Source organism: Nodosilinea sp. E11 (assembly GCF_032813545.1).
Classification (GTDB): Bacteria; Cyanobacteriota; Cyanobacteriia; order Phormidesmidales; family Phormidesmidaceae; genus Nodosilinea.
Genome location: NZ_CP136520.1, coordinates 44343 through 71027, shown reverse-complemented (window position 1 = coordinate 71027; position 26685 = coordinate 44343). Strand labels below are relative to the sequence as shown.

General features: G+C 52.8%; 25 protein-coding genes and 2 pseudogenes. 8 read left to right on the top strand and 19 right to left on the bottom strand.

The window, feature by feature from the left end; all coding sequences use genetic code 11:
- Positions 1–6 precede the first annotated feature (6 nt).
- Entirely contained in the window at positions 7–948 is a 942-nt protein-coding gene (locus RRF56_RS03015) for a trypsin-like serine peptidase (protein ID WP_317036153.1), read from the top strand.
- 215 nt (positions 949–1163) lie between these two features.
- Here the strand turns inward: RRF56_RS03015 and RRF56_RS03010 are convergent, their stop codons facing one another.
- A complete protein-coding gene (locus RRF56_RS03010; RefSeq protein WP_317036152.1) occupies positions 1164–1346 on the bottom strand; it encodes a hypothetical protein in 183 nt (60 codons plus the stop codon).
- A gap of 581 nt (positions 1347–1927) precedes the next feature.
- Between RRF56_RS03010 and RRF56_RS03005 the strand changes: the two genes are divergently transcribed.
- On the top strand, positions 1928–3274 hold the full coding sequence (locus RRF56_RS03005; RefSeq protein ID WP_317036151.1) for a diguanylate cyclase: 1347 nt from the start codon (positions 1928–1930) through the stop codon (positions 3272–3274).
- A 47-nt stretch (positions 3275–3321) separates the two neighbouring features.
- Here RRF56_RS03005 and RRF56_RS03000 read toward each other — a convergent pair.
- Positions 3322–3444, bottom strand: a pseudogene (locus RRF56_RS03000) (DNA-binding response regulator); the annotation flags it as partial.
- A gap of 226 nt (positions 3445–3670) precedes the next feature.
- Here RRF56_RS03000 and RRF56_RS02995 point away from each other — a divergent pair.
- The 3 genes from RRF56_RS02995 to RRF56_RS02985 all read left to right on the top strand — a co-directional run bounded on the left by RRF56_RS02995 (position 3671) and on the right by RRF56_RS02985 (position 6388).
- Positions 3671–4624, top strand: a complete 954-nt coding sequence (locus RRF56_RS02995) for a chromate resistance protein ChrB domain-containing protein (protein WP_317036149.1) — start codon at positions 3671–3673, stop codon at positions 4622–4624.
- Positions 4625–4753: 129 nt separating this feature from the next.
- Positions 4754–5956 (top strand): chromate transporter, encoded by a 1203-nt coding sequence (locus RRF56_RS02990; RefSeq protein ID WP_317036148.1) that lies wholly within the window; start codon positions 4754–4756, stop codon positions 5954–5956.
- Between the two features lie 78 nt (positions 5957–6034).
- Positions 6035–6388, top strand: a complete 354-nt coding sequence (locus RRF56_RS02985; protein WP_317036147.1) for a transposase family protein — start codon at positions 6035–6037, stop codon at positions 6386–6388.
- A 75-nt stretch (positions 6389–6463) separates the two neighbouring features.
- On the opposite strand, the gene RRF56_RS02980 is transcribed toward RRF56_RS02985, so the two are convergent.
- From RRF56_RS02980 to RRF56_RS02970, 3 genes are all read right to left on the bottom strand, one after another.
- Positions 6464–7174 (bottom strand): cytochrome b/b6 domain-containing protein, encoded by a 711-nt coding sequence (locus RRF56_RS02980; protein ID WP_317036146.1) that lies wholly within the window; start codon positions 7172–7174, stop codon positions 6464–6466.
- An 11-nt stretch (positions 7175–7185) separates the two neighbouring features.
- Positions 7186–7359, bottom strand: coding sequence for a hypothetical protein (locus RRF56_RS02975; protein ID WP_317036145.1), 174 nt, complete (start codon positions 7357–7359; stop codon positions 7186–7188).
- 193 nt (positions 7360–7552) lie between these two features.
- Positions 7553–8668 (bottom strand): SDR family oxidoreductase, encoded by a 1116-nt coding sequence (locus RRF56_RS02970; protein ID WP_317036144.1) that lies wholly within the window; start codon positions 8666–8668, stop codon positions 7553–7555.
- Positions 8669–9197: 529 nt separating this feature from the next.
- Between RRF56_RS02970 and RRF56_RS02965 the strand changes: the two genes are divergently transcribed.
- The gene (locus RRF56_RS02965) at positions 9198–10766 is read left to right on the top strand and encodes a hypothetical protein (RefSeq protein WP_317036143.1); all 1569 of its coding nucleotides are present in this window, start codon (positions 9198–9200) and stop codon (positions 10764–10766) included.
- Between the two features lie 150 nt (positions 10767–10916).
- Positions 10917–12578 carry a hypothetical protein gene (locus RRF56_RS02960; RefSeq protein WP_317036142.1) on the top strand — a complete coding sequence of 554 codons (1662 nt, stop codon included), beginning with the start codon at positions 10917–10919 and terminating at the stop codon, positions 12576–12578.
- Positions 12579–12717: 139 nt separating this feature from the next.
- Here RRF56_RS02960 and rppB read toward each other — a convergent pair whose 3' ends face one another.
- The 8 genes and pseudogenes from rppB to RRF56_RS02930 all read right to left on the bottom strand — a co-directional run bounded on the left by rppB (position 12718) and on the right by RRF56_RS02930 (position 18514).
- On the bottom strand, positions 12718–14121 hold the full coding sequence (gene rppB / locus RRF56_RS02955) for a two-component system sensor histidine kinase RppB (protein WP_317036141.1): 1404 nt from the start codon (positions 14119–14121) through the stop codon (positions 12718–12720).
- Positions 14108–14797, bottom strand: coding sequence for a two-component system response regulator RppA (gene rppA, locus RRF56_RS02950; RefSeq protein WP_410510700.1), 690 nt, complete (start codon positions 14795–14797; stop codon positions 14108–14110). The genes rppB and rppA overlap by 14 nt, the downstream gene beginning before the upstream one ends.
- Before the next feature lie 336 nt (positions 14798–15133).
- A complete protein-coding gene (locus RRF56_RS02945) occupies positions 15134–15379 on the bottom strand; it encodes a CopG family transcriptional regulator (protein WP_317036139.1) in 246 nt (81 codons plus the stop codon).
- Positions 15376–15804, bottom strand: a pseudogene (locus tag RRF56_RS26300) (putative toxin-antitoxin system toxin component, PIN family). The gene RRF56_RS02945 and the pseudogene RRF56_RS26300 overlap by 4 nt, the downstream one beginning before the upstream one ends.
- Before the next feature lie 151 nt (positions 15805–15955).
- Positions 15956–16387 (bottom strand): GNAT family N-acetyltransferase, encoded by a 432-nt coding sequence (locus RRF56_RS02940; protein ID WP_317036138.1) that lies wholly within the window; start codon positions 16385–16387, stop codon positions 15956–15958.
- Between the two features lie 299 nt (positions 16388–16686).
- Complete coding sequence (locus RRF56_RS26295) at positions 16687–16968, bottom strand: toll/interleukin-1 receptor domain-containing protein (protein WP_410510524.1); 282 nt, start codon at positions 16966–16968, stop codon at positions 16687–16689.
- Complete coding sequence (locus RRF56_RS02935) at positions 16965–17516, bottom strand: hypothetical protein (protein WP_317036137.1); 552 nt, start codon at positions 17514–17516, stop codon at positions 16965–16967. Before RRF56_RS02935 ends, RRF56_RS26295 begins: the two co-directional genes overlap by 4 nt.
- A 239-nt stretch (positions 17517–17755) precedes the next feature.
- Positions 17756–18514: an abortive infection family protein gene (locus RRF56_RS02930; protein WP_317036136.1), complete on the bottom strand. Its 759-nt coding sequence runs from the start codon at positions 18512–18514 to the stop codon at positions 17756–17758.
- A gap of 463 nt (positions 18515–18977) precedes the next feature.
- On the opposite strand from RRF56_RS02930, the gene RRF56_RS02925 reads away from it, so the two are divergent.
- The gene (locus RRF56_RS02925) at positions 18978–19940 is read left to right on the top strand and encodes an integron integrase (protein WP_317036135.1); all 963 of its coding nucleotides are present in this window, start codon (positions 18978–18980) and stop codon (positions 19938–19940) included.
- Between the two features lie 21 nt (positions 19941–19961).
- Here RRF56_RS02925 and RRF56_RS02920 read toward each other — a convergent pair whose 3' ends face one another.
- From RRF56_RS02920 to RRF56_RS02895, 6 genes are all read right to left on the bottom strand, one after another.
- Positions 19962–20129 carry a hypothetical protein gene (locus RRF56_RS02920; protein ID WP_317036134.1) on the bottom strand — a complete coding sequence of 56 codons (168 nt, stop codon included), beginning with the start codon at positions 20127–20129 and terminating at the stop codon, positions 19962–19964.
- Positions 20130–20142: 13 nt separating this feature from the next.
- Positions 20143–21846, bottom strand: a complete 1704-nt coding sequence (locus RRF56_RS02915) for a protein adenylyltransferase SelO (protein WP_317036133.1) — start codon at positions 21844–21846, stop codon at positions 20143–20145.
- A gap of 94 nt (positions 21847–21940) precedes the next feature.
- On the bottom strand, positions 21941–23455 hold the full coding sequence (cysS, locus tag RRF56_RS02910; RefSeq protein WP_317036132.1) for a cysteine--tRNA ligase: 1515 nt from the start codon (positions 23453–23455) through the stop codon (positions 21941–21943).
- Positions 23456–23643: 188 nt separating this feature from the next.
- On the bottom strand, positions 23644–24651 hold the full coding sequence (locus RRF56_RS02905; RefSeq protein ID WP_317036131.1) for a GTP-binding protein: 1008 nt from the start codon (positions 24649–24651) through the stop codon (positions 23644–23646).
- A 140-nt stretch (positions 24652–24791) separates the two neighbouring features.
- Positions 24792–25811 (bottom strand): GTP-binding protein, encoded by a 1020-nt coding sequence (locus RRF56_RS02900; protein WP_317036130.1) that lies wholly within the window; start codon positions 25809–25811, stop codon positions 24792–24794.
- Between the two features lie 162 nt (positions 25812–25973).
- Positions 25974–26678 (bottom strand): class I SAM-dependent methyltransferase, encoded by a 705-nt coding sequence (locus RRF56_RS02895; protein ID WP_317036129.1) that lies wholly within the window; start codon positions 26676–26678, stop codon positions 25974–25976.
- Positions 26679–26685: the final 7 nt, after the last annotated feature.

The window sequence follows — 26685 nt, the reverse complement described above, 5'->3', positions numbered from 1 at the left end:
AGCATCATGAATCTCTATCTTAGCCTTGGTACCACCGCCGTCAGCCTGGCCTTAGGCCTGACCAACTACCTCCCCGAGGCACTACGCCCCCAGCCTGCTCAACTAGCGGGCAATGTAGAAATCGTCCCCACCGAATCTGTGGCCGATGCACTTCTAGAGCTGGGGCTCGACCTAGAGGCCAGCGAGCCGATGATTCCCGAAGGCCTGAACATTTCGGCCAACCCCGCCGAAGGCAGCCGCGCTGTCATTGGCGAAGATAAGCGAGTGCCAGTAACCAGCACGTCCTACCCCTGGTCGGCGGTGGGGCAGATCTCGGGCACCACCCCCAAGGGCAACGGCTACATCTGCACCGGCTCCCTGGTGGCCGAAACCATTGTGCTCACGAACGCCCACTGCATCATGGATGCCGAAACCGGGCAGCTCGCCACCAACATCAAATTTAAGCCCAACCTGATCAACGGTCGGGTGGCCAGCAACAACGACATCGCCAACGTACAGCCGGTGCTGGTGGGTACCGACTTCTCTGACGGGCGCAACCCTGACCCTGACGACTGGGCTTTTGTCACCCTCGATCGCCCCCTGGGTCAAAAATACGGCACCCTGATGATGGCTCCCATCCCTACCACCGCCCTAGCTAATCAACCTTTTGCCGAAAACTTGATCATGATGGGCTATTCCGGCGACTTCCCCGCCGACAAGCCGGGGCAGACCGCCAGCGCCCACGTAGGGTGCAGCATCGTCGGTGAAGAACTGGACGTGGTGCTGCACCTCTGCGATACCTACGGTGGGTCTTCGGGTGGGCCAATTTTGACCCTGGTGAATGATGAGATTCGCATTGTGGCGTTGAACTCGGCGGAGGTCAGAAGCCGAGAGACGGGTGAGGGCATTGTCAATATCGCGGTGCAAATTCCCCGCATTGTTTCCCGCCTCAGTGCCCTGAGGAACTAGAACGGAGAACTCTGGACAGCTGGTTCGCCACCGCTAGCCCCATCTCCCTGTCGCTGTATCCTCACCTTTGCCCAGCTAGTGAGGCGATCTGCGCCATCGCCCTCCATCTGTGCGTGAAAAATCGCCTCTTGGATACTGCCTCGAAAGCCATCTAGCCGTTCTAAGAGGCGATCGCGCTCCGTTCCCCATTCTGCTCCTCCAGCTCAAACGCCGCCTTAAAGCTGTGCCAACACCTCCGGCCGAGCCAGGCACCCCTGTACCCGATTGGCAACGCGAGGGCCGCTCCCCGGCCCAGACTTGCTCGAAAACCTGACTAGATAAACTGGCTGATCCATGCCGATGCGCTGGGTTTGCACCTTAGCCCGCCTGGGGCCAGGGCCAGTAGCTGAATTGGGCATAGGAGAGCCTAGGGCGCTTAATAGTTGCTGACTTGTACAAGTGAATAATTTACTGTAGCTAAAGCTAGAAAATTACCGGTGGGTCGCCGCTGGCGTGCTGCCTGGTTTTCTCAAAACCTACGTATTAATATGGGTGAGCCGACCGACGATATTGTCCCTGTGACTGCCAGTGTGGAATGGCTCGATCTCTACAGATGTCATCCTGGCGGCATTGGCTGAAGGACAGGCTGCATTCAGGGCTGAGCAGCAGCAGCGGCAGGCTCAGCTCGAACGAACCCTGCCCCTACTCTATCGAACTCCAGCAGAGGGTTTCACTGTATCTCCTCTTAACAGACCAGTGCCGTGGGTTCACAAGTCACACCCGAAAACTTAGGCTTATCTTTAAAGTTGTGAGCAATACTTTAAATACTGAAATATTGTGGCCCAGGAATGTTGAATAACATAGAGCATAGGGAATCTTAAGCGTTAGATCTAAATGTTGAAAACATAATTGTGCAGCAGACGAACCGAATTGATTTGGAAAACTCAACGAAACAACGCTTTAGAACATATGGGCTCTATCTTCACGGCTGACCCAAAAAATGCGTGAGAATAAAAAATTTGTCACAACAGAATCTGTTATTGCCTTAATCAGTGGGCTTTATGTTGCGACTGGCTTTGCAGTTGTGTTCAGCATCCTTTTTCTGTTAACTTCTCTAGACCGAGCAGCTAAGCTGGATCGAGCCAACCGAGTAGATATGGCCCTAAATTTGGAAACCCGGTATTTGAAAGCGATCCTGCTTGAATACTCTGGCTGGGATGAGGCCTACGAAAATCTGATTGTTAATCTGGACGAAACTTGGATTGAAGGTAATTCTGGTCAATATCTGATCGACCAACATGGGTTTGATTTCACTCTGGCCATCAAAGCGAACAGACAAGTCGCTAACCTGAGCATCAACGACGAAGTTAAGGGGCTTAAATTTGAAACACTCATGTCAGGTGGACTGGAAGATCTGATTGAGGAGTCTTTGAAAGTTCAAGAAGGTGATGAGGGTATGGTGGCTGGATATATTCTGGCCGGGACTGATATCTATTTGGTCGCTCTGGGCCCGTTCAAAAATGAGAAAACTAAGAAAATTAGGCCCGATAGCTACTTGTCTCTGGGTAGACGGCTGGATGCCGAATATATTGGGGAACTTGAATCTTCCTATGAACTTCTAGGTCTACGCCTTGCCAGCCAGACTAAAGGCACTATGAACTCTAAGGTGCTGCTTGATGCGTCCAATCGATCCATAGGCTATCTGACATGGTTTGTGGAACAACCCAGTCGGCTCATTGCACCGAAGGTGATTGGTATTGTGACACCATTTTTTTGTCTGGCCATATTTTTGACCCGATATTTTTTGAAACTGGATTATGCTGACCGGATTGCCTTTGAGGAGCGATTGTATAAAGAAGCCACATGTGATCCACTGACTAACATTAGCAATCGTCGGCAATTTATGACTCTGTGTCAGCAGGAGATGGCCGTTCACAGGCGCAATGGAGGAACGCTTGCCGTAGCTCTATTTGACATCGATCACTTTAAGACCATCAACGATACCTATGGACACGCTATGGGCGATAAAGCCCTAGTCCATCTGGTTCAGGTCTGTTCTAGCGAATTGCGTGAATCTGATATCTTTGGCCGACTCGGGGGTGATGAATTTGCCGTTATCCTGCGAGAAACGCCACTTGAAGAAGCTGTCAATGTAGTCGATCGCGTCCGAGCAAAGATAGAAGCATGCCCGATCAAATCAAATCACAATGTCATTACCATAACCGTAAGCATAGGGGTAGCTCCAATGAACGATTCCATAACCTTTGACAGTATTCTGGAAATGGCAGATGTGGCCCTGTATAAGGCTAAAAAGAATGGACGGAACCAGGTATTTGTGAGTGCTTAACGCGACCGATAGCATTGTTGCAGGCTTGCTTGTGCCGACAGTCGACATTCCAGCCAGTACCAGGCTTGGGCACCGTCGGTGACCCAGGCAATGACGTACTTTTCGCCCACCAAAACCTGCTTAATGGCCAAGCCCAAACCTTCCTCGTCTTCTACTAAAAGGACTCGCATTAACCTCCAAAAAGCACCCTAACTAGATTTTATTCAATTGATTAGCTGCATTCTCAACAAGAAACTCGCTTGCAGGATGCCCGTGTGTTGATCATCCCTGTGTTGATCATAGTTTCTCCAGCGCCCTTACCTTAGACGTAATACCTGTTGCCCCGCGTAGCTGTATCCGCTACTCTGGCTCTTGAGTAGAGGTCATGGCGTGAGCTGGCTGGTTTTTTCCTATTCTTTGCCTTCTAAGGCCTCGTCGAGCCCGAGGGTGACCCTGTGGCGACGGCTGAAGCGGCTGGGGGCGATCGCCTTCAACAGTGTTCAGGTGCTGCCAGATCGCGATGAGTGCCTCGAAGCTTTTCAGTGGCTGGCCCAAGAGGTGCAAAAGGCCAAGGGAGAGGCGCTGATTATGCGGGTGGAGCAGTTTGAGGGCCTCTCCGACGCTGAGATTGTCGAGCGGTTTCGGGCCGCTCGGCGCGACGACTATACCGAGCTGGATGTCGAGGCGACAGCGCTGGCTAACTCTCCTAATCCTGATGTGCAGGGCGAGCTACAGGAGCGCCTCGAAAAGCTCTACAAGCACCATGCCGACATCCGCCGCATCGACTTTTTTGACTGCCCTGAAGGGGCGCAGGTGATGGCCCACCTTACCCAGATTGCAGCAGCCCTTGCACCGGCACCGGGGGCGATCGCTGTTGTCGCCGCCGCTCTAGAGCAGTATCAGCAGCGATCGTGGGTGACTCGGCCTCGCCCCCATGTCGATCGCCTGGCCTGCATCTGGCTGATTCGCCGCTTCATTGACCCCAAGGCCGTGATTCGCTACGCCAAAACGGCGGAGGCCGACGAAGTCACCTTTGATATGAATCAGGGCGACTTCCAACACCAGGGCAATCTGTGCACCTTTGAGGTTATGGTCAGAGCCTTTGGTTTAGGCAACGATCCAGCTCTGCAAGTACTGGGCCAGATCGTGCACGAAATTGACCTACGCGACGGTCAATACCGTCAGCCTCAGACAGTCGGGGTCGATGCCCTGCTGCGGGGTTGGCTGCTAGCCAATTTTTCTGACCCTGCCCTAGAACTCCACGGCACCGCTCTGTTTGAAGGGCTGTACGCAACCCTAGTCCAAGAGCGAGCCCAGGAGCGAGCCCAGGAGCGAGCCCAGGAGCCGAGTGCCCCACCCCCCACTCGATGACCTGAGCCAAGAGTCACTGTTTTTTATGCAACATCTGTTGCGATCTTGATAAATAGATATTACATTGCTGACTGAGCACCCTCGGAATCGCATTAGAGGGTGCTGTTTTGTCGTCAGAGGAATCAACCCATGACCGATGTCCTAGATTCGCAGGCAGACCCGCAACCCGACCTGTCACCGCCGCCCTATTCTCTGGGGCAGATGGTGTTGTACTTCCTAAAGTTGGGTACCTGGGGCTTTGGCGGCCCCATTGCCCTGGTGGGCTACATGAAGCGCGACCTGGTAGAGGCTCGTGGCTGGATTTCTGAGTCAGACTACAAAGAAGGCCTATCCCTCGCGCAGCTGGCCCCAGGTCCCCTGGCCGAGCAGCTGGCGATCTACATGGGCTATGTCCACTACGGTACCCTGGGTGCAACGCTGACGGGACTAATCTTTCCCTTGCCGGCCTTTTTGATGGTGCTGGCGCTGGGGTGGGCCTACACCATTTACGGTGGTCTGCCCTGGATGCAGGCCATTTTTTACACTGTCGGTGCCACGGTAATCGGCATCATTGCCAACAGCAGCTACAAGCTCACCGTCAAAACCATCGGCCAGGACTGGTTGTTTTGGGCAATTTACATCGTTTCAGCGGCGGTCACGGTGATCACCGAGTCTGAGAAGATTTCTCTAATTTTGGCGGCGGGGGTGCTGGTGTGGTTGGTCAAGGCTCCCCCTAAGCAGTGGCGTCCCAGACGGCTATCTAGTTTTGCTATAGTGCCGTTTCTGCCGACTCTAATGGCTATTCCAGCGGCCGATCTAGGCATCCTCTGGCAAATTTTCACCTTCTTTGGCAAGGCAGGGGCGTTTGTGTTTGGCAGTGGCCTAGCGATCGTGCCCTTTCTCTACGGCGGCTTGGTGAATGAGTTGCAGTGGCTAAATGCCCAAGAATTTGTCGATGCGGTTGCCGTAGCGATGATTACACCAGGGCCAATTGTGATTACGGTCGGGTTTATCGGCTTCCTGGTAGCTGGGTTCTGGGGGGCAGTGATAGCGGCGATCGCGACCTTCTTTCCCTGCTACCTATTCACGATTATTCCGGCACCGTACTTCAAGAAGCACGGCAAGCAGCCGGGGGTAGCAGCCTTTGTCGAAGGGGTGACGGTGGCGGCGATCGGGGCGATTACTGGCGCGGTGGTGGTGCTCGGAAAGCGATCGCTGGTAGATATTCCTACAATTATCGTAGCTGTTGTCACCCTCGCTTTGCTGCTGACCTTCAAAAAGAAGCTGCCAGAGCCTTTACTGGTCATTGTTTCTGCGGTGATCGGCTTGGCAATTTATCCGCTCACACATTAGACCTGATCGGAATACAAACGGCAGTTACCGGAGCGAGAGTTTGCCAACCTAGAGACCATTCTCAGCGCCTGTCCCAGTATGGAATTCATCATCGATAGCACCGAACGTCGGATCAATCGGCCTCAGGATACGGGAGACCGCAAGACTTACTACAGCGGCAAGAAAAAGGCCCACACCGTCAAGAAGGTGGTGATTCATGACCGGGGGGGCAAGGTCCAGTATTTGAGCGACACCTATGAAGGCAGAAACATGACCACCGCTATCGAGACGATGAACAACCGCAGCATTTCCAGCCTTCGCGTCGCCGTAGAACACCATATTGGCGGCATTAAGCGGTGTCAAATTCTGGTTCAACCGTTTCGCAATTGGGTTGACCATTACGTGGATGACGTCATGGAAACTGCTTGCGGGTTGCATAGTCACTTGGGTTAGGATATCCAGAAACCCTAGAAACGTTCGAACGTTCGAACGTTCTTAGGAGACATGTCTTAACCGAACTGGCTACAGCTATACCACTTTGAAAATTGAGATGAGCCAGGCCGCTAGGATAGTACCCAGTAGGGTCGCTTCGAGGCCAATTAGATCAGACCGGGACTGCCACCACCCCAACCAAGGGCTGGGCCAGTAACGCCCCCACCACTCAGCCACCTGCTGCGGCCAACGGATAGGACTGTCTTGGGTCCGGTAGCGCCACTGCACCATGGAAAGCAACAGCGGTGCCCCCCCAACCTTGGCGTTGATCAGGAGGTGAAACGCGATCGCCGCCACCATCACGACCCAAGATATGAGATGAGCATAATACCATCCATGGGTTAACTCTCCTTCGGGGAGCCATTTTTCATCCATCATCTTGCCGCTAAAGAGGGCAAAGGTTAAGGCCAAAAGTGCCAGAGTATTGCAGATTTGATTTAGTGTATACCACCAGATTGGTTGGCCAGTTTTAGTGAAGCTTGCCAGAGAGCTAGCCTGGACTAAGCGCCTTTTACCTGGCCGACAGGCATAGACTACAAAAGCCGGAAAAATCAGCAACGTCCACAGGCCAAAAGTGCCGTGTATGCCCTCAATAGCTTGAAATTTAGGCAGTGAAATGCTTCCCCAGCGGCCATCGAAGCTGTTATAAGTCCAGAATGCAGTCAAGATGGCAGCAATCAGGCACAGTCCTGTTAACCCATGCAAGAATCGCAATAGTAGAGGTTGATAAGGCTGTGTTGATCTCACGACAAAAGCCTTTAGTCGTCACCTTCACCTTCCTCCTCCTCCTCTTCGCCGTCAAGAGGCTCAACCTCAGTCGGCTCTGTTTCTAGCTGCTCGTCAGCCTCTCCATCGCCACCGGGGTTACAGGCAACGGTCATAGTAGAGAGACCAAGCACCAATGGCAGAATCATCCAGCTAGATAATTTCACGATGTTTGTTCCATAGAATAACTACGGGCAGTATACACTTAGCATAAGAATGCAGTGCTACCGGCGACCACGGCGACTGAAACCCTTGTTCTGCCGTAGGTTGGGTTAAGCTAGCGTAACCCAACAAAACCGTTACTGGTGTTGGGTTTCACTTCGCTCAACGCCAACCTACCTCAAAACTTTTGTCAGTCAATCAGGCCGTTTCCTCGGGCTGTGGCGCTCTGGGGCTAACCGGCTTGACCTCGGTCGTCGCCTTGGGCTCGTTGACGGGCAGCTCGTTGTTTCGTCGAGCGGCGCGATCGCTCAAATAGGTCAGCCATGACGGTGCCCAGGAGGAGTGGCTGTCGCGGCCAAAGGCCCGCTCTTGGCCGCCCTCAGTGGGGCCTGGCAGCAGCCTATTTCCCCAGCTCAGCAGGTTGGTCATTACCCCAGGGAACACACCGTAGAACCGGGCCATCAGCAGAATCGGCAGCGGCACAATGACTTCGGCGGCCCCCCGCCGCAGGCCAGCGATCGCCACCCGCGCCACCTTTTCTGGGCTGGCAGAGATCACAGGCAGCGACTCGCTAATGCTGAACCAGGTAAACTCTTTGCGGTGCTGCCCCTTAAACAGGCCGTGATCGTTAACGCCGGTATAAATTAAACCGGGGCAGACGGTGGTGACGGCAATGCCTGACTGGGCCAGCTCAACGCGCATGCCCTCTGACAACCCTGTGAGGGCAAACTTGCTGGCGCAGTAGGCCACCATATGCGGCGACACGACTTTACCGCCGACGGACGACATATTGACGATGCGGCCAGCCCTGCGCTGGCGCATTTCGGGCAAAACGGCCGTGGTGGTGAAGAGCGGTGCCCAAAAATGCAGCTGCATCAGGTCGTCGTAATCCTGCATGGTCAGGTTTTCTAGCGGCCCCACGATGTCAGTACCAGCATTGTTGATCAAAATATCGATCGCGCCAAAGTGCTCTTTGACCTGCTGCACCATTTGCTCAACCTGGGCCTGATGGGTCACATCACAGGTGAGCGCTAAAACATCGCCGCCTCGCTGCGTCAGTTCGGCGCATGCCCGCTCCAGTTCGGCCTGATCGCGCGCGCAGATCGCCAGGCGAGCACCGGCCTCAATCAGCTGTCGTGCCATTACCAGCCCCAGACCCCGTGAGCCCCCGGTCATCAAAACGGTTTTGCCCTGGAGGTTATACCCCCGCTCCCGCGACCCGCGATCGAGCCAGACAAAAACCGGTAGTAGTGCGATCGCGATCGCGACTAATCGCAGCAATCCTAAATAGTTGCCTAAATAGTTGATAGTCATCTTCTGCTCCTTGCCAGTGTGGCTTTCACTGTAGGGGGTGCAGGCTGGTGCAATTCTCCGTCGCAAGTGGAAATTGCCCTAATCAATAGGTCAGTTTTTAAGCGGAGAGCCTGCCCCCGCGCAGGCGTGGAAACGGGAATCCAGATGGGAGTAGGTTATCGGAAATCTGAGTTACTAAACCCAAATTCATAATCAGGAACCCCGTAGGGACGTAGCCGGCTACGTCCCTAAAAATCGGGGGTATTCATTCAGAATTCAGGAGGTTGACCGGTTGGGAATCGGGAGTATGGAATTTGGATTCGGGATAACGCGATCGAAAAGAAGTACCCGCGCGGGTCATGTCAAACACCTATTGAGCTTCCATACTTAAAACATAGCCAATTGGCAGCAGTTTACTTTTTGGCTTTTTGAAGACCGAATGGATAAATTCTTAATGGGTTATATCCAGGATGGCCTTGCGAATCTAACAAGAATAAGGCGACAAGAATAAAGCTGCCAGAGCTGTGTTTTAAAAATAGGAGACTCGATTATGTCCTTCGAAACCCCCAGTGCTTTAGCCAATTCGATTATGGCTAGTCTATACGATGTGCTAACTAGCGGTGACAGTAATGTTCCTGCTTCGGAAGATAACTTCTTTAGCTGGACAACACCTGGCATGCCCATTGAAGCCGATGATTTTGACTTTCTTAGCCAGGGACTAACTGGCATTGTCAATAAAACTGCCATTAAAGATCTGGGTACTGAAACTGAAACTCCAGAAATCACCCCAGAGCTCCTCGACCAATTGCGGGCAACCGATACGGCCCGACTCTACATGCAGGCCGAAAGCTTTGCCCGCATGGTCGATTTTGTTCCAGATTTAGCCAAGCTCAACAACGAACAATTCACCCGCCTCAGCGTGATGAATAATGAAGGCACGCTCTCCGAGCGCTATGAGTATGTTCTACGCATGAGTCAGGTCATGCAGTCAGAACTACCCGCTGATATCAAGCAACGCATTGAGCAATTCCGGGGTCTTTTGAATGTGACCCGTACAGAAACAGACCTATTTGGTCGCGAGCGGGAGATTACCGAAGATGGCCCGATTGTGAAGCTCTACCAGGAAAAAATGGCTAACTACGAAGCGGCTGCCCTAGAGTACAATAGCCGTCGTATTGCAGCCTTGGCCGCTAGCCGTCCTGAAGATGTTCATTACTGGGCAATGAACGCCAACATTCTGCGTAACCGAGTGCGGGCCGCCATGTCAGATTGGGTCTCCAATGGTTACAAAAATGACTATGAGCAAATCAACGCCTTCATTGATCAAGTGATGCAGCGAGATATGTCGTTGCTGAAGGATCAATATCGCGACGACCTGCTAAAAGCGAAACTCACCAGTTTGGCCTCAGGCAGCGACTTTTACTTTACCTCGGTCGTTCCCGGAAACTTCACCCGTGCCTCTGGTTGGACGCAGTTTACCTTCAACTCTACCCGCTACAACCGCTATCGCAACTCCAAGTATGCTTCTCAAGCCTCTAGTACCAAGGCCGGTGGTGGCTTTAGCCTCGGCTTCCTCACCGTGGGCGGCGGCGGCGGCGGTAGCAACGCTAGCTCCTCCTACGAGTCAAAGGTGAAATTTGACAGCAGTCGCTTCCGCCTCTCCTTCAAGATTGCTCAAGTGATGGTGGCTCGGCCCTGGCTCAAGACGGCTTTTCTGAACAGCAAAACCTGGCGCTTTGACCAAAACAGTCCTGATGCTAAGTCGCAAATGGTGAGCGATGGCGGCAACCCTGCTAAGGGTTTGATTCCGGCCTATCCTACGTCGATGGTGGTGATTAAGGATCTAGAACTCTCCCTTGGCCAAAGCAGCGGATTCTCGGAGTATCTCTCTGAGTACGAGCGGTCATCGGCCAGTGGCGGCGGAGCACTTTCCTTTGGGGCGTTTAACCTGGGCGGTTCCCACAAACGCAGTACCAGTTTGGGTGAAACCACTGCCAAGCACGGGTATACCTTTGATGGCCAAACTATGAAGGTGCCTGGAATGCAGGTGATTGGCTTTAAGTGCCATATTCTGCCCAAGTCACCCAATCCGTTGCCCAATATTGAAAAGTGGATTTAGGCCCTTCCCCCGACCCCTCTCCCACCGGGAGAGGGGAGCCAACCCACTTTCTTAGTGCTCTCTCCTCTGGGGGGAGACGTTGAAGTCTGCCACCTATTCTCCCGGTTTCCCTTGCCTCATTTTTGACCCGCTCCATTGGAGGAATTTTTGATGGCTATAGATGCGATCGCCCAATTGGCCCTTACTCAAAAGGCCCAAAATGTTTTTGGCGGTGATAATACCTTTCTCAGCTTTCCCCTCACGCCGCTGCAATATACCCAGGCCGACCTGAGTTTTGTACAAAATTTCAACGTGTCTCGGCTAAAAGAATTTTCACTGTTGGTTAACTTAATTCCAGCTGGGCAAGCGTGGCAGCCGGTAGAAGCCCGTTATCTCTGGGACGTTTACAAAAATGTTTTAGGTGGGCATGATACCGAGTTAGCCCAGTCCACCCGCACGGATCAAGAAGACGTTCAATACCAACGAGCCGTACAGTTCTTAAGCGTTTCAGGTACGGATGGTTGGCCAGAGCCGAGCCCAGCCGTGAAAGCCTATAATCAATTTCGTGATCAGTGGTTTGTGCTTCAAGAGCATTATAACTCAGCTAAAATTACTGGTGAAACTACAACCGATCTAACGCTTAAAGAGCATTGGCTTAAGGTAGAAGAACCTCAACTCCGGCAACAGCTGCGTAACTTAGAGAACCGTTGGCTGAATGAAGGGTTTAAGCAAGAGGTAGAGCAATCTCAAGAGATACGCAGTCGCCTAGGGGCCAAAAATCCTTATAAAACCTGGGGAGAATGGAACAGCAAAATTGATCCCAATATTAATGTTTTGACTGATACTGATGGCGTAGAGTTCTATCCCAGTAGTTTTTCACCGATGAATGCGTTGGAGTCGGGCTCTTGGCAAACCTTTAATCTAACTCGGGATGAAGTAAACCTGATGGTCAAGACGGCTCCTGCGGAGTTGCGATCGCGTCTTGCCGCCGAGCTACAGACCTCCGATATTGAGTCCATCTCGTTGGAATTTAGCTCTGCTGCGATCGTACGCACTTGGCTGGATTCTGACCTTTTTAAAGCCCGCTTTTGGCGCTTTATCGATCGCAGCCGCCAGCTTTCCAACGGCAATACGCCCCCTGCTGGCCAATGCCCTGCCTATGTCAGTGCGGTGGTGTTCGCCCGCAATATTACGGTGAAGCGCCGTGTTCAAGCCCCTGCTCCTATACCCCCGACAACGTCTAACCCATCTTCCCCAGTAAAGCCCGTAGTCATCGGCCCTAGACGCCCCAAGCTCAATAGTTTGATTGACCCAACTGACTTTCCTAAGGGTAAAGACGTCTTAAATCGCCCCCCTGTCATGATGCAGGTAGCGAGTAGCCCTGTCACCTCCCTTGACTTGGCCTATCCCATCCTGACTCAAACGACCCAGCCCAACTTAGCCTCAGTTAACCTTACTCAGACGGCAGCGACTCAACCCTTCAGGGCCAATCTCCCTCAGTCGACGACGGCTCAGTCGCTTAAGGTCAACTCGTTAACCCCGGCTCAAATCCGGCCAATACAGGCTATCGAGCCGACGACTTTACCTTTGAAGAAACCACTACAGCCAGTGGATAGGCAACCTGGACTGTCTCAGGCCGTTGCGTCAAAAGCGTTTTTGCGACTGCAGCAGGAAGCTGTCATGCGCCCCACATTGCCCCAAACTCCCCAGGTTCCTCAGCAACCTAGCCAAATGACAACTGCTTCCACGGAGGCTCACCAAATTTACATCCTGGCGTTTATCTGCAAACCTGTCCCCCTCAGCCCTAATCCCGATGCCGCGTTGCAGTGGTAAGTTGCCGCCGGTGTAGTAGGACGACACAGCCTGCATCTGCTAGATTTCCTGACGCTGGGTATTGGCGATGTTTTGAGCAAAGGGTTGAATGTCAGAATGCTCAATCAGGCCGTGATTCACCAGACGTTGAGACATCAGCTTAAGCTGATCGGGGTAGTTGAATGGTGAAACAGCTACCCTGGCCAACTGCACTTTTGACTTGAATATTGCCGCCGTGGGCCTGGGCGATCGCCCGCGCGATCGCCAGCCCCAGCCCAGAACCGCCTGTATGGCGGGAGCGATCGGGGTTGACCCGGTAAAACCGATCAAAAATCTTGGACTGGTCTGGGGGGGCAATGCCAATGCCGGTGTCTTCAACGTCGATCAGGGCATAGCGATGGTCAGAGACCGGCCGAGGACGGCCATCGCGTGGGGTGAGGCGAATCGTCACGCTACCGCCCCTGGGGGTGTACTCCAGGGCATTGCCAACCACATTGAGCAGCAGCCGATAGAGTTCAGACTCGTGACCGCGCACGGTCAGCGTTTGGGCAGTGGGCGCAACCGTGGTCAGGTGAATGCCTTTGGTCAGGGCCAGGGCGGCAAATTCTTCTTCGATGTCTTTGACGAGGTCGGGCAGGTAGATCAGGGTAGGTGGCGAGCGATCGTCGGCTTGCTCTAGACGGGAGAGAATCAACAGATCGTTGACCAGGGTGGTGAGGCGCTGGGTTTGCCGTACCACAACGGGCAGCACGGCTTGGGCTGCGGTCTCTGAGGTGCGATCGGCACTGGGCTCGGCGCGGTTGGCCGACTCGGCGGAGAGGCGAATTGCCGTTAAGGGAGTGCGCAGCTCGTGGGCCGCATCGGCGGTGAACTGCTGAATTTGCCGGTAAGCTCGGTAGGCGGGGCGAATGGCGAGGCCCGCCACCCACCAACTCACCGCCCACACTAGCCCCAGGGCCAGGGGTAGCCCCAGCAGCAAGGCCCACCGTACCCAGCTCAGGTGCTGGTCTAGAATTTCTAGGGAACTGCCCACTTGAAGGTAGCCCCAGGGTATGCCGGCAGCATTTTTAAGCGGCAGCGACATCTGGCGGTAGGTGACGCCATCGGCTTTGTGTAGCGTGTGGAGGCCCGCTTCGGTGGGGTGAATGACCCGGTCTGGAGGATCCCCGGCGATCGCCACCATCTCCCCCGACAAATTTAGCAGCCGCAGGTAGTAGCCCTGCTGGTGCAGCAAACCCATCACGTGGCGATCGGGTATAGCAGGGCAGTCTGTCATATCCGTACACAGGTCAGGCAAGATTTGCAAGACCAACGGCGTGAGCTGCCCAGGTTGATGGAGGGAGGGTTCGAGGCTGTCGTGGAGGGTGCTGGCGATGGTCTCCAGGCGGTGGTCGATCTCGCGGCGGTGGTCTTGGGCCACCGCCCAGTAAAAGCCGATAGCGGTGGCGGTCAAAATCACCCCCATGGTGCTGGCGTAGAGGGCGGTGAGCCGCCAGCGGGTGAGCCAGAAGGGACGGGCGTAGGGCTGGGTCTTTTGGGGGAACAGTGACTTAAAGGGCAGCATTGAACCGATAGCCCATACCGTAGACGGTCTCGATCAGCCCGTCGCAGCCGTGGTCGGCCAGCTTTTTGCGCAGCAGCCGGATCTGGGCCGCCACCACGTTGCTCATGGGGTCGGCTTGCAGCGACCATACCCGGTTCATCAACTGCTCCCGCGACAAAATTTGGTTGGGGTGTTGCATAAAGTATTCCAACAGCTGAAACTCTTTGGTGGTCAGGGGTAGGGGCTGCTGGGCCGAGTCGGCCACCGCCACGGTGGAAGTGCCGTAGTCGAGCCTCAGGCCCCCGATCTGGAGTTGGGTAGGCTGAAAGGCGGGCGATCGCCGCTGCAGCGCCCGCAGTCGAGCCAGCAGTTCTTCCAAGCCGAAGGGTTTGACCAAGTAGTCGTCGGCCCCGGCGTCTAACCCTTCTACCTTATCTTGCAGCCGATCTTTGGCGGTGAGCAGCAAAACCGGCAGGGGGGTGCCCTGCGATCGCAGCTTTCGGCACAACTCCACGCCGGTCAGCCCCGGCAGCAGCCAATCGAAAACGCCCAGGGTATAGCTTTGGGCCGCATCGCCCAGCAGGTGCCAGGCTTCATCGCCATTCTGCACCCAATCGACCACGTACTTCTCGCGCCTCAGGTCGCGCTGGATGGCGGCTCCCAGGTCAAGTTCGTCTTCAACTAGCAATATGCGCATGGCGGGGTCAGGGCTCTCGATTGGCATTTTATAATTGCCCTAGCCCCTTTGGGGCAGCGACCCCTATAGCTTTGCTGGCGGCACAAGCTGCTGAACAAAGTCGTAAGCGGCTAGGCACGCAAACTGCATGAGCGATAGCACTGAAAGTCTGATTGAAAGCGCTTTATAGAAATCGCTTTATAGAAATCGCCATATAATTTAGGCGCTGAACCGCTTAGCTAGGGGAAATTTGTTTGCCAGAAATTGCCTAAGTCACATAACGTTCCGCTTTACCCGCCGTAGATAACCTCTCGATCCAAGGGAATAACCTCGCGGCGGTCGGGTGCAAACGGGTTGTTATGCTGGCGGCAACTGGTCGTACAACTCTGGCTCAACATCAGCAACTTTGGCTAACACAGCCTCATATTTTGCTCGATCACCTCGGCTGGCGCGCTCCTGTAAATACCCTTCAGTCGTTAATGCTGAAATTTTCTCGGCAACTGCTAGGGCTATAAACTGGTCGAGCGAAACCCCGTCTTGTGCTGCAAGGCTCTGCAAGCTTTTATATAAGGAGTCAGGTAGCTGGATGCTTAACGTGCTCATGACAGTCCTCCAATGGACTTTAGGAAGTTTGCCGGGGTGACGGCACTAACCCCAAACCGCTCAATGCCTGCAAAGTCGCGGATGTTGTATGTCACTACGCTATCACACCCCGCTTTAACCGCTAGTTCTAGCACCATGTCATCCTTTGGATCGGGCAAGAAAGGTCGCTAGAGGAAGAAAATTTGGTGATGGGTAGCAACGGAACAGTGAAAATCCAGGAAATCTTGTACGTCTGAGGCATTAATGGCCAAATTTGGCAGTTCTCGCAATAAGACCTCTTCGTACTCCAGAACTAGGGGTACAGAAAGATTGATCTTGAACTGCTCGTTCCCAACCAACCCTAATAGACGAAAAGCGCTCCCGTTCCTAGATCGCAGCCCAGCAACAACGACATTGGTGTCGATCACAATTTGGGGGATGGGCATTGGCAGTAGCACCGGGGCGGTTATTAGTAACCCACTAATGTTACCGCCTACCCAGATCCTGGCCTAGGTAGTTTTTTATACCTAGAGCCATCTTTCTCGAATTGCCCCCACCACAGAGTAGTCGGCATAACGATGAGGTGAGCGATCGCGTTTAGCGGTCCGTCTCGACTGCCTTGTTAGCCAAATCACAACGGTAGCGGACATCTGTGACCTGCAAGTAATATCCACGAACCAAAGGGCTCACTTTTTCGGCACCGTCCAACCGAAAACCAACTGCTTCATAAAAGCTTCGAGCAGATGGCAAAGCCGTCCAAAGCGTTGCCTCACTAAAGCCTCGCTTCTCAAGCCCACGCAAGGCAGTGCCAATCAGCTTTCGGCCAATACCGACCCGCTGCTGATCGGGAGAAACGTAGAGTGCGTATATCTCTCCCGTAGCCTTTTGGAGCCCTTCATTATCATGTGTAGTACCCGCGCTCACAAAACCGACGACCTGTTTATCAAGCTCGGCGACAAAAACGTCGACTTCATCGCTTGCCAAAATCTTGCGCCACCTTTCCTGGCGTTCGGCATTTGCTTGAGGCATGGAAAGCTCCGACAAAATCGACGCTGGCACAAGCCCTCTGTACGCTGTCTGTTTTGAGGCGACGTGTACTGCAGAAATGACTTCAGCGTCTGACACCACGGCTTTTCTTATTAGAGCACTACCATTCATAAAAATTTCCAGTTGCCGCGAACATAAGGCTAACGTTTCGGGTCAGCGGTTGCCAGAGCATTTGCATCCCACCCAAGCGGCTTCTGTCAATCCGCTGCACCCGAATTGTTAGCCAGCGTATTGTTGATTAAAAATCTCTTCGTCTACAGCTCCATTCTTTGAAGAACAACTTAACACGCTTCAAGGGGTACGCGAATAACATGAATAGACTTGCACCATAATTGTGCTAGTAAGAGTTCAAATTGTACCCAACGGGATAACCAAGTGTGCGGAGAACTAACAACCAAAACTAAATTTGCCGCTCTAATTGCTGATGCTATCTGAGGTGCTAACGGCTCAGTCAAGTTTAAGTTTTGATAGTCTATCCACACCTGATGTCCCTGCTCACTTAATTGCCTAGCAATATGTCGTGCAAAAACTGAATCTGCCCAAGAATAGCTGATGAAGATCACACTTGTTCTAAACCTGCTGAATGATTGGAGTTATCCAAAAAATGACCAGACTTTTTATCTTCGCTATCTGTATCATCTTTAATAACTACATCCCCTGGAACAAAAGTTAAAGATTCAGCAATACTCCAAGTCTTATCAGGGTTTTGAATCTCACTGGTTACTTGAACAACACAACCTCCAGGAACTTTCATTGCTTTAGTACTTTTTATGAAAAAACGGCCTTTAGAAACTCCCTGCGCTTTGAATAAAAGTTGAAGCCTATCTGGTCTTCCTGCTGTCTCTACTTTATCTCCTAGATCGGCTGTTTTTTCTACAACATTGCTAGATGAGAGTTCTAGTACCCCAACTTTAAAGGAAGCTCCTTTTTTAAGCTGCTCTCGCAAAACATCAAGAAGTTCGATAACTTGCCTTCGGAAAAGCAAAAATATCAGTAGCCAGAAAATTGACCAAACCAAAGACTGAAAGAGAGGAACATAGTCTTTGAGCGTAGCCGAAGTGTTTTGTACGGAAGGTGTGACGCTAGGTGGTGTCGTAAGAATAGTCTGCATGAAAAGCTGGGTCGGTATTGCTCTGTTTGATACAGATTATATGTTGCTAAAGCTTGGACTCAACTTTTTTTGTACCATGCCTTTAAATAAAGTCCCAGTTTAAGCTCCTCCAAGCTTGAAATAGCCATCTATCCGAGATTTGGCGGGCTAACGGCTCGGGTCAGCGGTTGCCGACACGTTTGCAACTCGACAAGCGGCTTCGGTCAATCCGCTGCACCCAAATTGTTGGGCGGCTGCCGCTACACTACAAACTTTGAATCGAGATAATGTAGTAGTGAGCGTGTTACGTTGATTACTAGCATTGCTTCCTCCTTGTTTAACAAATCGTCATTTGGATGCGCTACACTCGCATTATTTCTTATTGGATTCAATGCATCCATGATATTTGCAGATGCTTGGAGAATACGTTCGATGTCTTGTGAACGTGTACCTAGATTTTGAAGAGCAGGGTGATGTTGGCGAAGCAATTTGAATAGCTTGGTCATACTGTCATCTTTAGCATACGTAATATTTTCAGCATCACAAGCAGCACGCAAATAGCCATGTAAGGCAGTATGAATTCGATCAACTCCGCTTACTGCATCACTAGATTGAATTAAGGCTTCTACATCCCCAATTGCACGTTCAACAATTACACTATTAATTCTTAAATCAGGACTTAGGACTGGTGATGAGGCTTCTAATCTCTTGCTGATCTCTAGCAACTCGTCATGCAGTTGTTTGGTTCTTGTGTCTGGGCAATTTTGTGTATCTAGTGGAAATCTTTCTAAAACACCGCGTACAATTTTTGCTTGCACTTGTGGTGATGCTTCACTCAAAATGGCAATAAATCTCTCCCGTGTAGTTCCCTCATATTTATAAGGATCTATATCCTCCTCACAATACTCCGGATAAAAGTCAGCATGGGTTCGATAGCTAAAATCACCAAGATAACCACCAGATACACCAATATATCGGTTAACAATTTTCATTATTTCTAAATTTGTTAAGCCAGCCATAAGTTAACTTTGAATCTGGAGAATTAGCTCTATATTGTAAAGCTATTTTTTAGCTAAGGATTTTCTGGCTACTGCCACAACCGGGATATAAAGCAGCCCAACTACTGCTTATACTGACTTTCCTTCCTAGATTCCGTCTAACACCCCATAGCAGAGTAGCTAGCCAGAATCAGAGTTGCATATCACCTCCTCTGGGGGGAGTTACACCGAAATCTGTCAGGCTATCTGCCCAAATTCGGGAGTTATACCGAAATCTGTCAGGCTATCTGCCCAAACTAGGGTGTTATGCCGAATCAAGTTGTGATAATTACCCTTATGGAGGTGTTTAGCCAGAATTTATTCTGCATAATAGGCTTACTGAGGGGGGATATGCCGATAGCTTCAGCAAATCTTCATGGTTAGCACGCAGGCCAAGGATGTAGCATTTGGTACATTAATACTACCAATATCTACCTTCCTCGCCATGGAATCCCGACCCAGAAAGCTACTTGACCAAGTTCGCGATGCAATTCGTCTAAAGCATTATTCCTATCGAACTGAGCAAAGCTATGTCGGATGGATTCGTAGGTACATTCTCTTCCATAACAAGCAGCATCCAAAAGATATGGGCGGGGCAGAGGTCGAAGCATTTTTGACCCATCTAGCTGTAGAAGGGCATGTATCGGCTTCAACTCAGAATCAGGCTTTCAGCGCCCTGTTGTTTTTGTATCGAAATGTACTTAATCAAGACCTGGGGGCATTGGACGCTGTACGGGCGAAACGCTCGAATTATCTGCCTACAGTGCTGACTAAAGGTGAAGTTCGCTCTGTTTTAAAGAACATTTCGGGGGTTCACGGGCTGGTGATCAGGGTTTTGTATGGCAGCGGTTTGAGGCTCAGTGAAGGGCTGAGTTTGCGAATCAAGGATATTGATTTTGCTCAGCGGCAGATTGTAGCCCGTGACACCAAGGGGAACGAAAGTCGGGTAACCATGCTGCCCGATAGTTTGATTGAGCCATTGCAAGAACACTTTCGTAAAGTAAAGCACTTACACGAGTTGGATCTAGGCCAGGGCTATGGCTCGGTCTATCTGCCCTTTGCCCTAGAGCGTAAACACCCCCATGCTGATCGCGCCTGGATATGGCAGTTTGTATTCCCTTCGACAGGACGTTCGCGTGACCCTCGCAGTGGCATCATTCGCCGTCACCATCTGCATGAGAGTGGAGTACAGAAAACACTAAAGCAAGCTGTCCGTGCGTCAGGCATTGCTAAGCGGATCGGGTGCCATACGTTTCGCCATAGTTTTGCCACCCACTTGCTCGAAGATGGCTACGATATCCGCACGGTGCAAGAGCTGCTGGGCCACAAAGATGTCAAAACCACGATGATCTATACCCATGTGCTCAATCGGGGCGGTCGGGGAGTGAGAAGCCCGTTGGATAGTTAAGTCGTTTGCTCTGTCAGTGATTTACTGTCGGTGCCAGTGCACGTCGCTATCCGGTTGATCAACCACCATGATGCCCACTGCCGCCGGGCGATCGCGAATCTGATCTGCTGTGGCAAAGTCCCGGTGTTGCCGGGCCACCTGGCGCTGTTGAATCAGGTCTGCGATGGTCAAAGACCGGCCTGCGGCCATCGCCGCGTAGTCATCAAGATGAACAGCTATAGTGCGACACGCCACCAACATCAGAAAACGCGCTAGGTCTTAGGCGATAGTATTTATCTTCTATTTCTTGTGATTGCTCATCATATGGAGAGCTAAATACTGCTTGCAACTCTTTAACTAACGTGTAGTTACCCTGCATGGCCTGTTGGTAAGCGGGGACGATCAACCACTCTCGCCATGTGTATTTCGGGTTAGTCTGTTTCATATTTGCTGATATCTCAGCCAAATTGCCATCGTTAATGACGAGGTCGCTCCAGCTTTTTAGCCAAGATTGCCATTGTTCATCGAGTTGTTGTGACGTTTTACCATAGAAGCTCTTTTTCAATGGTGAGATATCGCCTGGTATATGGGATAACTCGCGGAAGAAAATGGTGTAATCTACCTCTGAGGCAGTCATTAACTGCATTAATGTCTTAAATAGCTCTGGGTTAAATTCAGTCAGGCCAAGTTTGGCCGCCCACATTTTTTGGATTTGTTGTTGCATGGCTTCTGCAAAGCCACGGCCTACGTGGTCGAACTGTTCTAAAGCATCAGTATTTTCTGCCAGCAAAGGTCTCACAGCTTTCCAAAACATATAATAATTTGCTTCTGCTGCGATGGGCTGATTGAAGAATGCAAAATGTTCGCCGCCGCCCGTCCAGGGTTGAAACCGAGGGTCAAAAATTTCACAAAACCCAAAGGGTCCATAGTCGAGGGTAAAGCCACCAGCGGCGCAGTTATCACTATTAAAATTACCCTGACAGTAACCAACCCGTAGCCAATTGGCCACCAGGGTCGTAAGACGTTGGCGAAATAACTTAGCCAACTCAACCAATTGATCTGCAAAACCAAGGGTTTGATCAATATCGCTTTTGTATTCTCGCTCAATTAAATGCGCCACAATCATGCGCAACTCTTCTAATGCTTTTGGATGAGCATTACTGCGAGCGCGGCGGGCAAATAACTCTAGCTGACCAACGCGCAAAAAGGAGGGGGCAACGCGAGTTGAAATGGCCACAGGATTCTCCACCAAAACATCAGGTTCGGTGGAGCAGGAGTCTTGAGAATACCAAGGCCGGGTAACGGTCTCAGATTTAGAAACATACAGGGTCAAAGAGCGCGATGTTGGCACACCTAAAGCCTGCATATAGTCTTGCGCTAGAAACTCACGCACACTTGACCGGAGTACTGCGCGCCCGTCGGCACCACGGCAATAAGGCGTTGGGCCACCACCTTTCAATTGCATTTCCCAACGCTGGCCATTAATGATTCCTTCAAATACAGATATTGCCCTACCATCGCCATAACCATTGCCCGTGCCGAAGGGACAATTTTGGATATATTCGGTGCCATAAATCGACAGGGCATAACCCGTCGCCCAGCCAACCTGACGCATCGGCTCATGGGCCGCAGAGAGATCACCAGAAAATACATGGCAAAATTTTTCGTCAAGCGCTAGCTCATCGCTCAACCCAAGTTCCTTAAAAAAAGTGCTGCTATGGGCTACATATTCTGGTTCTGCCAGCGGCGTAGGTGTCACAGGTACGAAATGACCAGAGAAAACCTGGCGGGCACGGTGATCGTCGCCATCGACCGTGGCGTCAGGGTCGGCATTTAAGGTGTCCATCAGAGAATAATCTGCCAATCGCACAAATTCATCGAAGGTCGTTACGCAGTGCTCAGGAGATGGTTTAGATGGATATGACATTGTTGTTAGCGCCGGTATTGTCGGGAAAGATTCATGTTTAATTGGGGACTTTGCAGATGCTAACATATTAAATGTGGAGCGTTTCCTTGCAAACCTATGGGCAATAGTTCGGCTCACTATCGTTGATTTGCTGCCGATGCCAACGGACTTCTCCATCCAGTTGATCAACCACCGCAATCCCCATTGCCGCCAGGCGATCGCGAATCTGATCTGCCGTGGCAAAGTCCTGCTGTTGTCGGGCGACCTGGCGCTGTTGGATCAGCTCTGCAATCGCATCGTTATCTAAACCCACAGCTGTTGCGTCGGCATTGCCGTCTGTAGCGATCTCTAGCCCCAACACCTGGGCCAGGTGCACCAGGGTTTGCCACTGCTGCCAGAGCAGATCAAGGCTGGCTTGGGTCTGCCCCTCATGCACCAGACGATTTCCTTCCCGCTGTAACCCTTTGGCTAGCTCAAACAGCACCGCCAGAGCCCCCGGTGTATTCAGGTCATCATCCATGGCCGTTTGAAACCGTTCGACCCATGGGTCAGCCAGGCCGGGTTGTCGAGGGGCTGACTGGATGGCAGCGGCGGTCCAGCCCATCTGGGTACCGTGGCGATCGCCAAACAGGAGCCCAGCTTTCAAGGTTTGCCAGCTATTGATTAAGGCTGCGATCGCAGCCTTGGTAAAATCTAGCGGCTTGCGGTAGTGCCCTTGCAGCACAAACAGCCGCACCACCATCGGGTCTACCGGCTGCGGGTACTCCGCCCAGCCCCCATCCAGCAGGTCGCGAATCGTGGTGAAATTGCCCAGGGATTTCGACATCTTCTCCCCGTTCACCGTCACCATGCCGTTGTGCAGCCAGTAGTTGGCCAGGGGTTTGCCGCTGGCTGCCTGCGACTGGGCAATCTCATTCTCGTGGTGGGGAAACACCAGATCGCCGCCGCCGCCGTGGATATCGATGGTAGCCCCCAACCGCGCCCGAATCATCGCCGAGCACTCAATGTGCCAGCCCGGTCGCCCCGGCCCCCAGGGCGAGTCCCAGGCGGGTTCGCCGGGTTTGGCCCCCTTCCACAGGGCAAAGTCAGCTGGGTCGGCCTTGGCCGTAGCCGCCAGATCGCGACCGCTGGCCCCGGCCTGTAGGGCAGACTGCGATCGCCCCGAGAGCTGACCATAGTCGGCGAACTGCCCCACCCGATAATAGACATCCCCTTCGGCAGCGTAGGCATAGCCCTTCTCCTCTAGCTGGCCAATCAGCTCGTGAATCGCCCCAATGTGCTCCGTCACCCGGGGGTAGTCATCGGCATCGAGCACATTCAGCCGACGCATATCTTCGAAATAGCGCTGAATATAGCGCTCAGACACCGCTGCCATCGTCGTGCCCTCAGCCGTGGCCTGGTTGAGAATCTTGTCGTCAATATCAGTAAAGTTCTGCACGTAGCGAACGGTGTAACCTCGCCAGCTTAAGTATCGCCGCAGCACATCCCACCCCAGATAAGACCGAGCATGGCCCAGGTGGCAATCGTCGTAAACCGTCACCCCGCAGCAGTACATCGTCACCTGACCGGGGGTGATGGGGATAAAGGGTTGCTGACGCCGGGTGATGGTGTTGGTGAGGGTGAAGGGCATTGGGGGTAGGCGGGTGGATGGGTAGGCGGGTGGATGGGTGGATGGGTGGATGGGTAGGCGGGTGGATGGGTAGGCGGGTGGATGGGTGGATGGGTGGATGGGTAGGCGGGTGGATGGGTGGATGGGTAGGAGGCTTTACCTGCAACCTGACACCTAGCACCTGACACCTGACACCTGCTACCTGACTCCTACGCCCCCTCTGCTATACAGTCCTTCAGCTTTGCTTCCATCGCTTTGATATCAAGGCTGCGGCCAATGCAGACCAGCTGATTGCTGGGGGTACTCTGCCACTGGTCGTCTTGGAGCTGGTAGCGTCGGCCCGTGAGCTGAAAGAAGTGTCGGGCGGGGCTTTCTTTAAACCAGAGCACGCCTTTCATCCGAAAGAGTTCGGCGGGTAGTTGCAGGTCGAGAAGCTGCTGAAATTTCTTTAGGGAAAAGGGCTGTTCAGCACGAAAGGACATCGACACAAAACCGTCGTTATCGAGATGGTCGGAGTGGTGATGGTGGTGCTCGTGGTCATGGTCATGGTCATGGGCGGCTTTTTCGGCATCGGCCTGGGCCACTGCTTGGTATAGCCCCTGCTCTCCGGCTTTCACATCAATAATCAGCGGCAGGGGCACCTGACCATGTTGGCTACGGAGAATTTTGACATCCTCGCGTAGGGTGCGCAGGTGCTGTTCCACTGACTCTAGGCGTTCTGGCGCAACCAAGTCGGTCTTGTTGAGCAGCAGAATGTCGCCGTAGGCCACCTGACTCATAGCCGCTTGACTTTGGAACAGATCGGGTTCAAAGCTTTCGGCATCGATCATGGTCAGAATGGAATCGAGCCGGGTCAGATCCCGCAGTTCGGTGCCGAGGAAGGTCAGGGTGATGGGCAGGGGGTCGGCAACGCCAGTGGTTTCGACCACCAGGTAGTCGATCCGGTCTCGCTTCTCCAGCACCCGGTACACCGCCTGCATCAGGTCGTCGTTGATCGTGCAGCAGATACAGCCGTTGGTCAGCTCCACCATGTCTTGCTCAACGGTGACCAAAAACTGGCTGTCGATATTGATATCGCCAAATTCATTCACCAGCACCGCAACGCGGAAGGCATCGAAGTTTTGCAAAATGTGGTTCAGCAAGGTGGTTTTGCCGCTGCCCAAGAAGCCGGTGATGATGGTGACAGGGAGGCGGGTGTCGGGGGTGTTGGGTTGCATGGGATGTGGAGGGGTGAAGGGTGAAGGGTGAAGGGTGGAGGGTGGAGGGTAGAGGGGTGGAGGGTGGAGGGGTGGAGGGATAGGGGGGATGGGGGACGGTTAGCGGTAAACGGTGCAAGGCGCTAACCGCTAACCCTGTTTTACAGACAGAGAGAGCGACTGCCGGTTAGGCAGTTGATGAGCTGCTGGTGAATCTGGAGGGGGTTGAGCTGACGACCAATAAAGACCAACTGGTTTTGGGGTGTGCCAGTCCAGGGTTCGGGGCTGAGGTCAAACCGTTTGCCGCTGAGCTGAAAGATGTGTCGCAGGTCTTCGCCCTCAAACCAGAGGATGCCTTTGGCGCGAAACACCTCGGCGGGTAACTGGGCCATGAGAAAGTGCTCAAAGCGATCTACGTTAAAGGGGCGATCGCTCCTGAAGGGAATCGACATAAAGCCATCGGTGCCCAGGTGTCCGTTGGGTTGGGGCTCTGGGGTAGCGCTGACTATGGCGGGGGGCAGAGTTGGAGCTAGCCCTACATCTAGCAGGGCAGAAAGGGGCAGTTGGTCGGCCTGTTCGGTGAGCGAGCAGCGCAGCACCCGTGCCTGGTCTTTAAAGCCCTGAATGTAGGTCTCTAGCCAGGTCAGCTTGACCTCGGGGGTGAGGTCGGCCTTGTTGAGCAGAATAATGTCGCCGTAGGTGAGCTGGCTAGTGGCGGCGGCACTGTCGAAGTGGTCGTCGGTAAAGGTTTCGGCATCGACAACGGTGATGACAGAATCTAGGTGGGTGAGCCGTTTTAGCTCGGTGCCCACAAAGGTCAGCATGATCGGTAGGGGGTCGGCTAGGCCGGTGGTTTCGACCACCAGGTAATCGATGCGATCGGACAGCTCCAGCACCCGGTACACGGCGTCGATCAGGTCATCGTTGATGGTGCAGCAGATGCAGCCGTTGCTCAGCTCTACCATGGTCTCGTCGATGGAAACTAAAAGCTGGCTGTCGATATTGATATCGCCAAACTCGTTGACCAAGACCGCCACCTTGAGGTTTTGCCGGTTGGTCAGAATGTGGTTGAGCAGGGTGGTTTTGCCACTGCCCAAAAAGCCCGTGATCAGGGTCACGGGCAGACCCCGCTTAGGAATTACTGGGTCTGCCACCGATGAGGGCTGAGGAAGGTAGGGCATCGCCGTATCACTCATAGAATGATAATCGTTATCATGATAGTGCAAAATGGAGCTGCACCCCCCATAGCTGGCTGTTGGTCAGGTCAGTTGTCCTAATTCGCTTGAAAATAGTTTCCGAATGGTGGGCACTGCCCACCCCGCAACTCAACTGATTGGCAGCCTTCACTCAGGTCGTCGATGGGCATACCAAGCTCGAGCCAAAAGGCTTTGGTAAAACAAGACTGGCAGCTCAAAGCTGCCCTCCGTCATGATTGATGCAACGTTTTCTGGTGATAATAAAGCGACATCGCGACCGTAGGAGGCGCGGAATTTTTCAACTTCTGCTTCTGGCATGTCAGCATATCGCAGCATTCGCAGCCAAACTTCAAGCAGGCTTTGATACTCGGCAGTCGCCATATCAGCCGTCAAATCAGCACTCACTAAATACCCGCCAGGCTGAAGCCGGGTCGCAATTTGCTGGAAGAAGCGGCTGCGCTCATCGGATTGCATAAAGAAATGAGACACCAAAAGACAGGTTGCTGCCTGGAAAGGCTCTGTGGCAGGAAGTGAGTCAAGATAGCCCTGATGAAACGTACAGCGCGAAGCAATACCGATCGCTTCAGTTTTGTGGCGACAGATATCGAGCATTGGTGCGGCAGGCTCGACCGCAGTAAACCGCCATTGTGGAAAGGCTTGAGCAAGATAAATCAGTTCTGCCCCGGTGCCTACTCCTACACAGAGAATGTTGGCATCGGCGGGAAGTTCTGACAGGATGATGCGAATCTGTAGATGCAGGGCCTCGCGAATTGGCGCTAGGGCATCAAACTGTTGATCGTAGGATGAAGCGCGTTCTTGATCGAAAACAATGGCCGATTCTGGGCTTTTCATAATGAAA

Coding starts and splice junctions, on each gene's coding strand:
- RRF56_RS02945 (WP_317036139.1), bottom strand. CDS start 15,379: ATGAGCACGTTAAGCATCCAGCTACCTGACTCCTTATATAAAAGCTTG.
- RRF56_RS02920 (WP_317036134.1), bottom strand. CDS start 20,129: ATGGCCGCAGGCCGGTCTTTGACCATCGCAGACCTGATTCAACAGCGC.
- RRF56_RS02900 (WP_317036130.1), bottom strand. CDS start 25,811: ATGCCCTACCTTCCTCAGCCCTCATCGGTGGCAGACCCAGTAATTCCT.
- RRF56_RS02905 (WP_317036131.1), bottom strand. CDS start 24,651: ATGCAACCCAACACCCCCGACACCCGCCTCCCTGTCACCATCATCACC.
- RRF56_RS03010 (WP_317036152.1), bottom strand. CDS start 1,346: ATGCCCAATTCAGCTACTGGCCCTGGCCCCAGGCGGGCTAAGGTGCAA.
- RRF56_RS02960 (WP_317036142.1), top strand. CDS start 10,917: ATGGCTATAGATGCGATCGCCCAATTGGCCCTTACTCAAAAGGCCCAA.
- RRF56_RS02930 (WP_317036136.1), bottom strand. CDS start 18,514: ATGGCTGGCTTAACAAATTTAGAAATAATGAAAATTGTTAACCGATAT.
- RRF56_RS03005 (WP_317036151.1), top strand. CDS start 1,928: ATGCGTGAGAATAAAAAATTTGTCACAACAGAATCTGTTATTGCCTTA.
- RRF56_RS02990 (WP_317036148.1), top strand. CDS start 4,754: ATGACCGATGTCCTAGATTCGCAGGCAGACCCGCAACCCGACCTGTCA.
- rppA (WP_410510700.1), bottom strand. CDS start 14,797: ATGCGCATATTGCTAGTTGAAGACGAACTTGACCTGGGAGCCGCCATC.
- RRF56_RS02935 (WP_317036137.1), bottom strand. CDS start 17,516: ATGCAGACTATTCTTACGACACCACCTAGCGTCACACCTTCCGTACAA.
- RRF56_RS02965 (WP_317036143.1), top strand. CDS start 9,198: ATGTCCTTCGAAACCCCCAGTGCTTTAGCCAATTCGATTATGGCTAGT.
- cysS (WP_317036132.1), bottom strand. CDS start 23,455: ATGCCCTTCACCCTCACCAACACCATCACCCGGCGTCAGCAACCCTTT.
- RRF56_RS02915 (WP_317036133.1), bottom strand. CDS start 21,846: ATGTCATATCCATCTAAACCATCTCCTGAGCACTGCGTAACGACCTTC.
- RRF56_RS03015 (WP_317036153.1), top strand. CDS start 7: ATGAATCTCTATCTTAGCCTTGGTACCACCGCCGTCAGCCTGGCCTTA.
- RRF56_RS02895 (WP_317036129.1), bottom strand. CDS start 26,678: ATGAAAAGCCCAGAATCGGCCATTGTTTTCGATCAAGAACGCGCTTCA.
- RRF56_RS02970 (WP_317036144.1), bottom strand. CDS start 8,668: ATGACTATCAACTATTTAGGCAACTATTTAGGATTGCTGCGATTAGTC.
- RRF56_RS02925 (WP_317036135.1), top strand. CDS start 18,978: ATGGAATCCCGACCCAGAAAGCTACTTGACCAAGTTCGCGATGCAATT.
- RRF56_RS02985 (WP_317036147.1), top strand. CDS start 6,035: ATGGAATTCATCATCGATAGCACCGAACGTCGGATCAATCGGCCTCAG.
- RRF56_RS02940 (WP_317036138.1), bottom strand. CDS start 16,387: ATGCCTCAAGCAAATGCCGAACGCCAGGAAAGGTGGCGCAAGATTTTG.
- rppB (WP_317036141.1), bottom strand. CDS start 14,121: ATGCTGCCCTTTAAGTCACTGTTCCCCCAAAAGACCCAGCCCTACGCC.